Below are 12,781 nucleotides of genomic sequence, written 5' to 3'. Positions count from 1 at the left end.
CGGCCGCACGGAACGGGCAAGGAAACCCGGGCAGCCGGTGACGGAACACCCGGGCCGCCGGCAAAGGGAAACCAGGATGTAACCACGAACCCCCTGTCGTGCTACGCGCGTTGACCTTAGGCTGCGCCGAGCCACCACAGCCGACCCACAGGGGGGTCCCATGCCAGCCGCGCCCCGGCGCACCAGACGTCGTACCCACGCCCTCCTCGCGAGCGCAGCCGTCCTCGCCACGGCGGGCGCCCTGACCGCCGCCCTCCCGGCGGACGCGCACGAGAGCCACCACCGGCCGGGCCGCTACCAGGACGTCCAGCTGCTCTCCTTCAACGACCTGCACGGCAACCTGGAGCCCCCGTCGGGGTCCTCCGGCCGGGTCACCGAACTCCAGCCGGACGGCACGACGAAGACGATCGACGCGGGCGGCGTCGAGTACCTCGCGACCCACCTCCGCCAGGCCCGCCAGGGCCACCCGTACTCGATCACCGCGGCGGGCGGCGACCTGGTCGGCGCCTCTCCGCTGCTGTCGGGCCTCTTCCACGACGAGCCCACCGTCGAGGCGCTGAACAAGCTGGACCTGGACGTCACCTCGGTCGGCAACCACGAGTTCGACGAGGGCGCGAAGGAGCTGGCCCGCCTGCAGAACGGCGGCTGCCACCCGAAGGACGGCTGCTACACGGACCAGGAGTTCGAGGGCGCCGACTTCCCGTACCTGGCCGCGAACGTCCAGGACGACAAGACCGGCAAGCCGATCCTGAAGCCGTACTGGGTCTGGAAGAAGAAGGACGTCAGGATCGGCTTCATCGGGGTCACGCTGGAGGGCACCCCGGGCATCGTCTCCGCCGACGGCGTCAAGGGCCTGAGCTTCAAGGACGAGGCCGAGACCATCAACAAGTACGCCAAGGTGCTCCAGCGCCAGGGCGTGCAGTCGATCGTGGCCCTGATCCACGAGGGCGGCTACCCGGCCTCCGGCTCCTACAACTACGACTGCGACTCCCCGGGCGCCGGCAGCGGCATCTCCGGCCCGATCGTGGACATCGCCAAGAACGTGACCCCGGCGGTGGACGCCCTGGTCACCGGCCACACCCACCAGGCGTACGTCTGCACGGTCCCCGACCCGTCGGGCCGCCCCCGCATGGTGACCTCGGCGGCCTCCTTCGGCCGTCTCTACACCGACACCACGCTGACGTACGACCGCCGCACCGGTGACATCGCGCGTACGGCGGTGAAGTCCGCTAACCACGTGGTCACCCGGGACGTCCCCAAGGCGCCGGACATGACCGACCTGATCTCGCGCTGGAACACCCTGGCCGCCCCGATCGGCAACCGCCCCATCGGCTACATCTCCGCCGACATCGGCAACACCGGCACCGAGTCCCCGATGGGCGACCTCATCGCCGACGCGCAGCTCGCCTACGGCCGCGAACTGGACCCGCGGACGAGCCTGGCCCTGATGAACCCCGGCGGGGTCCGCGCCGGCCTCACCTACGCGGCCAAGGGCGCCGAGGGCGACGGCGTGGTCACCTACGCCGAGGGCTTCACGGTGCAGCCGTTCGCCAACACCGTGAACCTCCAGGACTTCACCGGCGCCCAGCTGATCCAGGTGCTCAAGGAGCAGGTGAGCGGCGTCAACACGGCGGCCCCGAAGATCCTCCAGCCGTCCGCCGGGCTCACCTACACCCTGGACCTCACCAAGTCCGGCGCGGACCGCGTGGTCACCGACTCCATCCGCCTGAACGGCGCCCCGGTCGACCCCGCGGCCACCTACCGGGTCGCCACCAACAGCTTCCTCGCGGGCGGCGGCGACGGCTTCCCGACCCTCGGCCAGGGCACGGGCGACCTGGTCGGCACGGACGACCTGTCCGCCCTGGAGAAGTACCTGACGGCCAACTCGTCGGCCGCGTCCCCGATCGCCCCGCCGAAGACGGGCCGGATCACGGTCGTGCAGTAGCACACGCGGGGTGTGCGGGTACGCCGGTCGCACCCGCACACCCCCTGGCACCGCCTTCCGTCGGTCAGCCGGGGGCGGTCGCCGCTCGCCGTGCCGGAGCCCGCGCGGGTGTTCCCGTACCTCGGCGAAGCGGTTGTCCTTCCAGGAGAAGCCGCTCATGTCCGTCCAGCTGGTGGGCGCCCTCGCCGAAGTCGTCGGAGATGCTGAGGTTGCGGGCCTGGAAGTCGTCGGCCTCCACGGCGACGGTGGCGCTGCCGCCGGTGCCGTACGTGCCCGGCCCGTCGGGCTTCCTCGCCGTGGCGACTCCAGTCGGTGTCCGGATGGGGTGCTGGACCGCAGTTGCCGCGGGGTGCGGGAAGGTTGCCGCGACTCCGGGTGGCTACTCGCCCAGCAGCGCCTCCCAGTCCTGGCCGTGCGCCCATTGCGTGAAGGTGTGCCAGCCGACCTCCGGGTGGGCGCGGCGCAGGCCGGCCACGTCGACGTCGAGACCGGCGTCGGTGAAGTAGGCGAACATCGCCGCGAGATCGGCCGAATGGGCGCGGACCCGGGCGAGGGGCACCTCCTGGTGGGTGACCGGGCGGCCCAGGGCGGTGGTGAGGGCGGCCGCGATCTGCGCGGGGGTCAGTGCGTCGGAGGCGATGTCGATGCGGTGGCCCGCGAAGTCGTCCCGGCGCCCGAGAACCAGCGCGGCGAACGCACCGATGTCGGCGGCGGGGACGAGGGTGAGCGGCCGGCCGGCCGGCATGGGCCAGGCGAAGACGCCGGTGCGCAGCCCGTCGAGGGTCCAGCCGCTCGCGTAGTTGTCCATGAACGCGGCCGGGGCGATCACGGTCCAGGGCAGGCCGGAGGCGCGCAGGTGCTGTTCGACCGCCCACTTGCTCTCGTAGTGCGGGATGCCGGTGCCGCGGTCGGCGTGGGCGGCCGAGGTGAGGACGACATGGCCGAGCCGGGCACCGGCCGCCGCGTCCACCAGGGCCGTGCCCTGCCGGATCTCCGTGGCGGTGCCGGTGCCGAACGGGGTGGTCACCGCGAAGAGCGCGTCGGCGCCGGCCAGCGCGGTGCCGAGGGAGGCGGGGTCGTCGAAGTCGGCGTGCCGGACCTCGGCGCCCAGGTCGCGCAGGGCCGTGGCGGCGGGTGCGTCGGGGCGGCGGGCCAGGGCGCGGACGCGGTGGCCGGCGGCCAGGGCGGCGCGGGCGGTGGCCCCGCCCTGGGCGCCGGTGGCGCCGGTGACGGCGATGGTGAGCATGGTTCTCCCCCGGGTCGATAGCATTGCTGTGTGACGCATTTGCTGCGCCACGCAGCAGACTAGCCACAGTTCGCTGCGCCGCGCAGTGATTTTCGGGAAGGAGCCCCGCCGTGACCGACCCCGACCGGACCCGCCTCTACGAGGAGCTGGCCCTGGAGTCCCGGCGCTACCTGGCCGGGTACGTCCTGTTCAACCAGGCCGTCGCCGACCACCTCGGGCTGCACCCGACCGACGTGCAGTGCCTGAGCCTGCTGACCGCCGAGCCGGAACCGCTCACCGTCCGGCAGATCGCCGACCGGACCGGCCTCACCACCGGCTCGGCCACCCGCCTCGTGGACCGCCTGGAACGCGGCGGCTACGTCGTCCGCACCCCCGACCGGCACGACCGCCGCCGTGTGCTGGTCACCCCGGTCCCCGAGCGCCTCGCCCGGGTCACCGCGCTGTGGGACGACCTCGGCCGGACCTGGCAGACCCTGCTGGACGACCACAGCGAGGACGAGCTGAGGGCGATCACCCGGCACATGCGCCGGGCGCACGACCTCGGCCAGGCCCAGATCGAGCGCCTGCGCACCCTGCCCAGGCCGGACCAGCCCCCGCCTCAGCCGGCCGGTGCCTCCGGCGGCTCCGGCGGCTCCGGCGGCTGAAGGGTCTCGGGCGTCCCGGGCGTCTCGGGAGGTGGTGTCGGCGCGCCCGGCAGCCGTACCGTCGCCACCGTGCCGCCGCCCTCCGCACGGGCCAGCACCACCGTGCCGCCGGCCTGCTGGACCGTGCGGGCCACGATGGACAGGCCGAGGCCGGAACCCGGCAGGGCGCGGGCGCTGGGGGAGCGCCAGAAGCGGTCGAAGACGTGCGGGAGTTCGTCCTCGGCGATGCCGGGACCGTGGTCGCGGACCGTCAGCACACCGCCGCTCAGCCGCACCTCGACCGTGCCGCCCTCGGGGCTGAACTTCACCGCGTTGTCCAGGATGTTGACCACCGCCCGCTCCAGCGCGGAGGGCTCCGCCCGGACGAACCAGGGCTCCAGGTCCGCGGTGATCGACAGCTCCGGACCGCGCAGCCGCGCCCGGCGCAGGGCCGCCTCGACGGTGTCCCGCAGGGAGACCACCTGGACCCGCTCACCGTGCTGCCCCTCCGAGCGGGACAGCTCCTGCAGGTCGCCGATCAGTGCGGCCAGCTCGGTCATCTGCGCCTTCACCGAGGCGAGCAGCGCCTTGCGGTCCTCCGGCGGGATGGGCCGGCCGGTCTCCTCGCTGCGGGTGAGGAGTTCGATGTTCGTCCGCAACGAGGTCAGGGGCGTACGCAGTTCGTGGCCGGCGTCCGCGATCAGCTGCTGCTGGAGGTCACGGGAGCTGGCCAGCGAGGCGGTCATCGAGTTGAACGACCGGGACAGCCGGGCCACCTCGTCCTCGCTGACGTCCTCGACGGGGATGCGGATGGTCAGGTCCTCGGTGCGGGCCACGTGTTCCACGGCCTCGGTGAGCTTGTCGACGGGCCGCAGCCCGGCCCGGGCGACCGCGAGGCCCGCGGCCCCGGCGCCGACGACGCCGCCGGCGGACACCAGGAGCAGGATCAGCGCGAGGTCGTTGAGGGTCTTCTGCGTGGTCTTCAGCGGTGCGGCGACGAGCACGCCGACGTTGGGCCCGCGTCCGCCCGTCACGGTCGCGGTGGGGCCGATGGGCTTGGTGAGCACCCGCAGCTCGTTGCCCTCGTCGTCCGTTCCGTTGCGGAAGTACAGGATGTTGTTGTCGGGGTCGAGGTTCTTGATCTCCGTCTTGTCGGCCTGGAGGACCTTGATCCTGCTGGAAGCGCCCCCGAAGAGGCAGATCCTGCCGTCCTCCATGACCAGCTGCGAGTACCGGTCCCGGAAGAAGCCGTTCGCCTGCGGTGTGTCCGTGCAGTGGTCGAGGGTGAACTGCAGCTGGTCCATCTGCGTGTTGCGCAGGGACTTCTGCAGATCCAGGTCGAGCTGGTTGTACAGCTTCCGCTCCACGATGAACCAGCACGTCACCGAGACCGCCGCCACCGCGAACGCCACCGCCGCCGCGACCAGCATGGCGAGGCGCGCCCGCAGCGGCAGGGCCCGGTAGCGGCGGGTCAGCCGGTTCACTCGGCGCCGCCCTGCCGCAGGACGTAGCCGACCCCGCGCACGGTGTGCACCAGGCGGGGCTCGCCGCCGGCCTCGGTCTTGCGCCGCAGGTACATGACGTAGACGTCGAGCGAGTTGGAGGAGGGCTCGAAGTCGAAGCCCCACACCGCCTTCAGGATCTGCTCACGGGTCAGCACCTGGCGCGGGTGTGCCATGAACATCTCCAGCAGGGTGAACTCGGTGCGGGTCAGCTCGACGGGCCGGCCGCCGCGCGTGACCTCCCGGGTCGCGAGGTCCATGCGCAGGTCGGCGAAGGTGAGCGCCTCGTCCGCCTGGGCCTGGGCGGAGACCGCCGCCGCGTAGGAGCTGCGGCGCAGCAGGGCCCGGATGCGGGCGAACAGCTCGTCCAGTTCGAAGGGCTTGACCAGGTAGTCGTCGGCGCCCGCGTCCAGGCCGGTGACCCGGTCGCCGACCGTGTCGCGGGCGGTGAGCATCAGGATCGGGGTGGTGTCCCCCGCACCCCGGATGCGGCGGGCCGCCGTCAGACCGTCCATGCGCGGCATCTGGATGTCCAGCACGACCAGGTCCGGCTGGTAGGCCCTGGCCTTCTCCAGGGCGTCCGCGCCGTCGACGGCGACCTCGGTGTCGTACCCCTCGAAGGCGAGGCTGCGCTGGAGGGCCTCGCGTACGGCCGGCTCGTCGTCGACGATCAGGATGCGCTGGGTGTCGCGGTCGCCTTCGGCGGGACTCATCGCTCGCGGTTCCTCGGGGTGCGGTGGACGGGGCGGTCGGTGTCCTTCAGCCTCCCATGTCAGGGGGCCGGGGACACGCCCGCCGGTCAGGCGGCGACCGTGTTCAGCCGGTGCAGCGGGACCTTGCGGCGGTGCGGGCGGGCGGCGGAGGTGCGCAGGCCCATCAGCTGGGGCACCGGCGTCACGGCCGCCACCTCGGGGGCGCGGGGGGCCGGAAGGGGCACGTGCAGTTCGGCCACGATGGACAGGGCCAGGGCGAGGCCGGCCGGACCGCGTTCGGCGAACTGGTGGGGAACGTTCTTGATCATGACCTGCTCCTTGCACTCGTGCTGCTAACTGCCGGAGCCCGCCCGCAGCTTGGCGAGGTCGGACTTGACGGTGTCGACGGGGATCGCGAAGCCGAGGCCGATGCTGCCCGCGTCCGAGGACGAGGCGGCCTGCGAGCCGGCGTACATCGCGGAGTTGATGCCGATGACGTGTCCGCTCGCGTCGATCAGGGCACCGCCGGAGTTGCCGGGGTTGAGGGACGCGTCGGTCTGGATGGCCTTGTAGGTGGTGGTGGACGAGCCGGTGTCGCCGTTGAACTCACGGCCGCCGAACTGGAACGGCCACTGCCCGTCGCCGCCCTGGCCCTGGTTCTCGTCGGTGGAGACGGTGACGTCCCGGTTCAGGGCGGAGACGATGCCGCTGGTGACCGTGCCGGTCAGGCCCTCGGGGGAGCCGATCGCGACGACCGTGTCGCCGACCTGGACGCCGCCGGAGTCGCCGAGCGCGGCCGGCTTCAGGCCGGAGGCGCCCCGCAGCTTGATCAGCGCCAGGTCCTTGGAGCTGTCGGTGCCGACCACCTCGGCGGTGTGGCTCCTGCCGTCGCTGGTGCGCACCTTGATCGAGGAGGCGCCGGAGACGACGTGGTTGTTGGTGACGATCTCGCCGTCCGACGTGATGATCACGCCGGAGCCGGTGGAGGAGCCGCCCGCGAGGGTCGCGTTGATCTCGACCACGCTGGGGCTGACCGCGGCGGCTATGGCGGCGACGTCACCCCGCTTGCCGGTGGGCACCACGGTGGTGCTGGTGCCGGCGGTGGCGGTCGTGCCCTCGCCGGTCAGCTCCTGGAAGGCGTAGGCCGTGCCGCCGCCGACCGCCGCCGCGACGATCGCGACCGCCGCGAGCAGGCCCACCGGGCCCCGGGTCCGCTTCTTCCTGTGCGGAGCGGGTTCCGTGATCGGCTGGTACGGCGGCGGGGGCGGCCACTCGGGGTTCACGGGGGCGGAGGAGGAGTACGGCTGCTCGTAGGTGCCCTGGCTCTCGGTCATGAGGAGAGGTTCCCCCGTGACCATGAGAGCTTCCTGAGTGCTCCCTGAGAAGCCCGGCAGAACCTCGTTTGTCCGATATGAAGAGCTGCACGGAAGCGCGCCCCGGACGGGCGCGGGGAACTGTGCGACCGGCCACCGCCAGGCGGCAGGACGCACGACGGCCGAACCGGACGGCCGAACCGGACGGCCGAACCGGCGGAGCTAAACGCAGCCGCAGCTGGTGCGCACCACCAGCCGGGACGGGAACGTCTTCAGCCGCTCGCGCCGGGACCCGGCGACCCGCAGCCCGTCGTCCAGCACCAGGTCGACCGCCGCCCGGGCCATCGCCGAGCGGTCGGAGGCGACCGTGGTCAGCGGCGGGTCGGCGAGCGCGGCCTCCTTGATGTCGTCGAACCCGGCCACCGCGAGCTGTCCGGGCACGTCGATGCGCAGTTCACGCGCGGCCCGCAGCAGGCCGATGGCCTGGTCGTCGGTGGAGCAGAAGATCGCGGGCGGCCGGCGGGGGCCGGACAGGATCTCCAGGGCAACGCGGTAGGCGTCGTACCGGTTGTACGGCGCCTCGAACAGCCGGCCCTCGGTGGACAGGCCAGCCTCGGCCATGGCCCGCTTCCAGCCCTCGACGTGGTCGGAGACCGGGTCGCCGACGGCCGGCGTCTGCGCCGTACCGCCCATGCAGGCGACGTAGTCGTAGCCGTGCTCCAGCAGGTGGCGAACGGCCAGCTGGGCGCCGCCGAGGTCGTCCGTCACCACGGCGACGTCGTCGATGGCCTCCGGCCGCTCGTGCAGCAGCACCACCCGGGCGTCCCAGGCGTCGATCTCGGCGGCGGCGAGGTCGTTCAGGGCGTGGGAGACGAGGATCAGCCCCGAGACGCGCATGCCGAGGAAGGCGCGCAGATAGTGGACCTCGCGCTCGCCGATGTAGTCGGTGTTGCCGACCAGGACCATTTTCCCGCGCTCGGAGGCGGCCTGCTCGACCGCGTGCGCCATCTCGCCGAAGAAGGGCTGGCGGGCGTCGGGGATGATGAGGCCTATGAGGTCGGTGCGCCGCGAGGCCATCGCCTGGGCGACCCGGTCCGGCCGGTACCCCAGTTCCTTGATCGCCGCGAGGACACGCTCGCGCGTGGCCGGGGCGACCGGCCGGGGTCCGTTGTTGATGACATAACTGACGACGGCGGTGGAGGTTCCAGCCAGCCGTGCCACGTCATCCCGAGTCACCTTGGCCACGCGCGGAGTCTACGCGGATTGACCCGTCCTGGGCAGGGCGTATCACATGGCGGCCGCGCGTGGACACTGCCCGTTCCGGGCACCGCCCACGCGTCGGGCTGCGTCCCGGTCACGCCTCCGCGTGCACCTCGGCGCCGTCCAGGGCGGCGGTTGCGTCCGCATCCTCCGGCTTTGCCCGGCCGGCCTTGGCCTTGGCCTCCTCGGCGGAGCGGTCGGGCTTCTCGGGCGTAACGAATCGATAACCGACGTTCCGGACGGTTCCGATCAGCGACTCGTGCTCGGGGCCGAGCTTGGCGCGCAGCCGTCGTACGTGCACGTCGACCGTACGGGTGCCGCCGAAGTAGTCGTAGCCCCACACCTCCTGAAGCAGCTGGGCACGGGTGAAGACCCGGCCCGGGTGCTGGGCGAGGTATTTGAGCAGCTCGAACTCCTTGAAGGTCAGGTCCAGGACCCGTCCCTTGAGCTTCGCGCTGTACGTGGCCTCGTCCACCGAGAGATCACCGTTGCGGATCTCCATGGGCGAGTCGTCGTTGACGATCTGCTGGCGGCCCATGGCGAGCCGCAGGCGCGCCTCGACCTCGGCGGGACCGGCGGTGTCCAGCAGCACGTCGTCGATGCCCCAGTCGGCGGTGACGGCGGCGAGGCCGCCCTCGGTGACGACGAGGAGCAGCGGACAGCCGGGGCCGGTGGAGCGCAGCAGCTGGCACAGACTGCGGACCTGCGGAAGGTCGCGGCGGCCGTCGACGAGGATGACGTCGGCGCCCGGGGTGTCGACCAGGGCGGGCCCCTCCGCCGGGGCGACCCGCACGTTGTGCAGGAGCAGGCCGAGGGCCGGGAGCACCTCCGTCGACGGCTGGAGGGCGTTGGTCAGGAGCAGCAGAGAACTCATACGTCTGGTTCCTCCTCGGTCCCTGCGAGGACTGTGCGGACGGGTACTGCCCTGCGATCCCGAAGGCCCCGTACACCGGCGGTCACCTGGGGTTTCCCGCTGTGTATACAACGCTTCCGAAAGCACAAAAGGACCCGGGGGCTACGCTGCCCGAGTCCTCTGCCCAGCAGAATAGCCCACATGAGCAACCGTTCGGCAGGTCATGGGACACGTTCCACCGTTCGTCCGAATGGCGAGACAGGCAGACAGGGCCCTATCCGGACGTTTCTGCGCACGGCCGACGGAATTGCGATCGATTCCGTATACGATCCCGGGTCCGCCGTATACGAAGCGGTTCCCGACGCCTCCCGGCCACCCTCCCGTGACCTGGTGTTCGTGGTCGCCCACGGCTTCACCGGGGACGTGGAGCGCCCGCACGTGCGCCGGGTGGCGGCCGTCCTGCGCGGCCACGGCGCGGTCCTCACCTTCTCCTTCCGCGGCCACGGACGCTCCGGCGGCCGCTCCACGGTCGGCGACAAGGAGGTGCTGGACCTGGCCGCCGCCGTGGACCGGGCCCGCCGCCTCGGGCACACGCGCGTGGTCACCGTCGGCTTCTCCATGGGCGGCTCGGTGGTCCTGCGGCACGCGGCCCTGTACGGCGGCACGGACGCCGTCGTCTCCGTCAGCGCCCCGGCCCGCTGGTACTACCGGGGCACCGCACCCATGCGCCGCCTGCACTGGCTGGTCACCCGTCCCGCGGGCCGCCTGGTCGGCCGCTACGGCCTGCGCACCCGCATCCACCACCGCGACTGGGACCCCGTCCCGCTCTCCCCGGTGCAGGCCGTCCCCCGGATCGCCCCGACGCCCCTGCTCGTCGTGCACGGCGACCGCGACGGCTACTTCCCGCTCGACCATCCGCGGATGCTCGCCGAGGCGGCCGGCGAGCACGGCGAACTCTGGGTCGAACCGGGCATGGGCCACGCCGAGCACGCGGCCGACGACGCCCTGATGGCCCGGATCGGTCAGTGGGCGGTGTCGGCGGCGGGCTAGCCTGACTCACACTGTCTTTGACGTTTTCTTGTTCTGCCGTCGATTGAGGATTCAGATGCCCAAGGTCACGGTGCGCTACTGGGCCGCCGCCAAGGCCGCGGCCGGGGTCGCCGACGAGCCGCACGAGGCGGACACGCTGGCCGACGCGCTGGCCGCCGTGCGTGCGCGACACCCCGGTGAGCTCACGCGCGTGCTGCAGCGATGCTCCTTCCTCGTCGACGGTGACCCCGTCGGGACCCGCGCGCATGAGACGGTACGGCTGGCCGAGGGCGGCACGGTCGAGGTGCTCCCGCCGTTCGCAGGAGGGTGAGCGATGACCGACCAGCCGTACCAGGGCGGCCCCTACGAGGGCTACGACCCCTACCAGCAGCAGTGGCCCGCACAGGACCCGCACCACGGCGAGCCCGGCCACGACCCTGAGGCGACCCAGCAGTGGCAGGGCCAGACCTGGGAGACCCAGACCCACGCGCCGGTGCAGGCGGAGACGGCGTACGTGCCGGCGCAGCAACAGCAGCAGGGCCACGCCGGCTACCAGCAGTACGAGCAGCAGCAGCAGTACCAGCCGCCTCAGTACCACCAGCCTCGGCAGTACGAGCAGTCCCAGTCTCAGCAGTACCAGCCGTCTCAGCAGTACGAGCAGCCCCAGCAGTACGCGGACCCGTACGCCGGGACGTACGCACCAGCTCCGGAACCGGCAGCGGCGGCGCCCCCGCGGGCGGCCGCTCCGACGGCCGAAACGGCGGAGGCCGAGCCCTCCTACGGCCCCGCCACCGTGGCCGGCAACGCGCGCATCACCGACGCGCAGCGGGCCCGCTTGGAGGGCCGTTCCCCGATCATCGAGCCCGGCATGCAGCCGGCGCTGCTCACCGCCGTCCTGGGCCTGCTGCTGGCCGCCACGGCCCCCATCGCCTCGTACGCCCTCGCCGTACCGCTGGTGCTGCTCCAGGCGGTGACGGCCGCGGGCTGGTTCCGACTGAACGGCATGTGGCCCGCCCGGCAGGGCATCGCGCTGGCCTTCGCGGGCGCGCTGACGGCCGACGTGGCGGTCCTGGCGGCCGGCCGCGACCACGCCCTGGTCGCCATCCTCGGCACGCTCGGCCTCTGGGTCCTGCTCTCCCTCGTCCTCCAGCTGCGCTCGCACGCCTCGCCGGACGAGCGGATGTACGGCCTGATGGCCACGGTCACCTCGGCGGCGCTCGCGATCCTGGCCACGGGCTGTCTGGCCGCCGACCCGCACACGGTCTCGGCCGGCGCGGCGGCGGTGGCGGTCGCCGTCCTGGCCCGTGCCGTGCCCCTCCCCACCCCGGTTTCGGTCGTCGTCGCCCTGCTGGCGGCGGCGGGCGCGGGCATCGCGGTGGGCAACATGACCGACCTCGGCGCGAAGGGCGCGCTGCTGGGCGCCGCCGCCGGGGCGTGCGCCCTGATCGGCCACCGGGTCGCCAGCTACGACTACCCGTCCCGCTTCGTCCACTTCACGGCGGGCGTGGCCCTGCCCCTGTCGGCGGCGGCACCGGTGGTGTGGGTCCTGGGACGGGCGCTGGGCTAGGAGCCGTTCCGGCCGCCCCAGGACTGCATCACGCGGCGATGAGGCTCACCGGGTGGTCACGGTGATCGTGCCGATGCCGCCCGCTCGTTCCTGGGCGGCCAGGGCCTCCTGGTAGGTGACGTACTGGCGGATGGTGCCGTCGGGCAGGTTCAGCTGGTAGAGGACGGGGGGCTGCGGGGATGCCCCGCCGCAGTTGCAGGCCATGCGCGTTCTCCTTTGGTGTCTCGGTGCCTGAGCACCGAAGTCGCGGCCGCCGACGGGTGTCGGCGCCGGTCAGTCCAGCCATCGGGAGGCCAGTCCCACGAGGTAGGACAGGCTCAGGGCGGTCGTCGGGACCGTGAACCAGGCGCTGTCCGCCAGTGCGAGGGCGTAGACGGTCATGGCGGCCGCGACCCACACGCTCGCGCACCATCCACAACCGACCAGGTAGGCGGCCTTGGAGTCGTCGCCGAAGCGATCGGCGACCTGTGTTCTGAAGCCGGCCGCGAGCGTGTCCTTGGTGAGGAGACGGGTGATGCGGCAAGTGGCGCCGAGGGCCAGCAGGAACGCCGTCAGGCTCATGGGGTCTCCCCTCAGCAGGCGGGTTTGTCGGCGGGCCGGGCGGCGTGTACGCGCTCGCCGCTAGGCTGGGAGATCGGGTCGTCCCCCCGTCCTTGCACGACGGGGGGACGACTCTCTGTGTGTGTGGGGGAAAGACGATCGCCTGTCGGCGAACCGTCAGATCGGGCTGCCACACCGGCAGACAGGCCGG

Annotated in this window: 14 protein-coding genes; 5 read left to right on the top strand and 9 right to left on the bottom strand. The window is 72.5% G+C overall.

Annotated elements, in window-relative coordinates; genetic code table 11:
* Nucleotides 1-160: 160 nt before the first annotated feature.
* Nucleotides 161-1,945 carry a bifunctional metallophosphatase/5'-nucleotidase gene (locus S1361_RS18815; protein ID WP_208032996.1) on the top strand — a complete coding sequence of 595 codons (1,785 nt, stop codon included), beginning with the start codon at nt 161-163 and terminating at the stop codon, nt 1,943-1,945.
* A 379-nt stretch (nt 1,946-2,324) separates the two neighbouring features.
* Here the strand turns inward: S1361_RS18815 and S1361_RS18810 are convergent, their stop codons facing one another.
* Nucleotides 2,325-3,191 (bottom strand): NmrA/HSCARG family protein, encoded by an 867-nt coding sequence (locus S1361_RS18810; protein ID WP_208032995.1) that lies wholly within the window; start codon nt 3,189-3,191, stop codon nt 2,325-2,327.
* A gap of 110 nt (nt 3,192-3,301) precedes the next feature.
* Between S1361_RS18810 and S1361_RS18805 the strand changes: the two genes are divergently transcribed.
* On the top strand, nt 3,302-3,835 hold the full coding sequence (locus S1361_RS18805) for a MarR family winged helix-turn-helix transcriptional regulator (protein WP_208032994.1): 534 nt from the start codon (nt 3,302-3,304) through the stop codon (nt 3,833-3,835).
* Here the strand turns inward: S1361_RS18805 and S1361_RS18800 are convergent.
* From S1361_RS18800 to S1361_RS18775, 6 genes are all read right to left on the bottom strand, one after another.
* Nucleotides 3,790-5,298, bottom strand: a complete 1,509-nt coding sequence (locus S1361_RS18800) for a sensor histidine kinase (protein WP_208032993.1) — start codon at nt 5,296-5,298, stop codon at nt 3,790-3,792. The two genes, S1361_RS18805 and S1361_RS18800, sit on opposite strands and share 46 nt — an antisense overlap.
* A complete protein-coding gene (locus tag S1361_RS18795; protein WP_208032992.1) occupies nt 5,295-6,029 on the bottom strand; it encodes a response regulator transcription factor in 735 nt (244 codons plus the stop codon). Before S1361_RS18795 ends, S1361_RS18800 begins: the two co-directional genes overlap by 4 nt.
* A gap of 86 nt (nt 6,030-6,115) precedes the next feature.
* A complete protein-coding gene (locus S1361_RS18790) occupies nt 6,116-6,337 on the bottom strand; it encodes a hypothetical protein (RefSeq protein WP_208032991.1) in 222 nt (73 codons plus the stop codon).
* A 24-nt stretch (nt 6,338-6,361) separates the two neighbouring features.
* Nucleotides 6,362-7,342, bottom strand: coding sequence for a S1C family serine protease (locus S1361_RS18785; protein WP_208032990.1), 981 nt, complete (start codon nt 7,340-7,342; stop codon nt 6,362-6,364).
* A 201-nt stretch (nt 7,343-7,543) separates the two neighbouring features.
* Nucleotides 7,544-8,566 (bottom strand): LacI family DNA-binding transcriptional regulator, encoded by a 1,023-nt coding sequence (locus tag S1361_RS18780; RefSeq protein WP_208032989.1) that lies wholly within the window; start codon nt 8,564-8,566, stop codon nt 7,544-7,546.
* 109 nt (nt 8,567-8,675) lie between these two features.
* The gene (locus S1361_RS18775; protein ID WP_208032988.1) at nt 8,676-9,455 is read right to left on the bottom strand and encodes a winged helix-turn-helix transcriptional regulator; all 780 of its coding nucleotides are present in this window, start codon (nt 9,453-9,455) and stop codon (nt 8,676-8,678) included.
* Between the two features lie 180 nt (nt 9,456-9,635).
* Here S1361_RS18775 and S1361_RS18770 point away from each other — a divergent pair, with 180 nt between their 5' ends.
* The 3 genes from S1361_RS18770 to S1361_RS18760 are packed head-to-tail and all read left to right on the top strand — an operon-like array spanning nt 9,636 to nt 12,030.
* On the top strand, nt 9,636-10,484 hold the full coding sequence (locus tag S1361_RS18770) for an alpha/beta hydrolase (RefSeq protein ID WP_208032987.1): 849 nt from the start codon (nt 9,636-9,638) through the stop codon (nt 10,482-10,484).
* A gap of 55 nt (nt 10,485-10,539) precedes the next feature.
* Nucleotides 10,540-10,794: a MoaD/ThiS family protein gene (locus S1361_RS18765; RefSeq protein WP_208032986.1), complete on the top strand. Its 255-nt coding sequence runs from the start codon at nt 10,540-10,542 to the stop codon at nt 10,792-10,794.
* A 3-nt stretch (nt 10,795-10,797) separates the two neighbouring features.
* Nucleotides 10,798-12,030, top strand: a complete 1,233-nt coding sequence (locus S1361_RS18760) for a hypothetical protein (RefSeq protein ID WP_208032985.1) — start codon at nt 10,798-10,800, stop codon at nt 12,028-12,030.
* Nucleotides 12,031-12,075: 45 nt separating this feature from the next.
* On the opposite strand, the gene S1361_RS18755 is transcribed toward S1361_RS18760, so the two are convergent.
* Nucleotides 12,076-12,234 carry a DUF7196 family protein gene (locus S1361_RS18755; RefSeq protein ID WP_208032984.1) on the bottom strand — a complete coding sequence of 53 codons (159 nt, stop codon included), beginning with the start codon at nt 12,232-12,234 and terminating at the stop codon, nt 12,076-12,078.
* Between the two features lie 69 nt (nt 12,235-12,303).
* Nucleotides 12,304-12,591, bottom strand: coding sequence for a hypothetical protein (locus S1361_RS18750; RefSeq protein WP_208032983.1), 288 nt, complete (start codon nt 12,589-12,591; stop codon nt 12,304-12,306).
* Nucleotides 12,592-12,781 lie beyond the last annotated feature (190 nt).

Source organism: Streptomyces cyanogenus (assembly GCF_017526105.1).
Lineage (GTDB): Bacteria > Actinomycetota > Actinomycetes > Streptomycetales > Streptomycetaceae > Streptomyces > Streptomyces cyanogenus.
The sequence above is the reverse complement of the archived record's forward strand: the minus strand, read 5'-3'. Positions and strand labels throughout refer to the sequence as shown.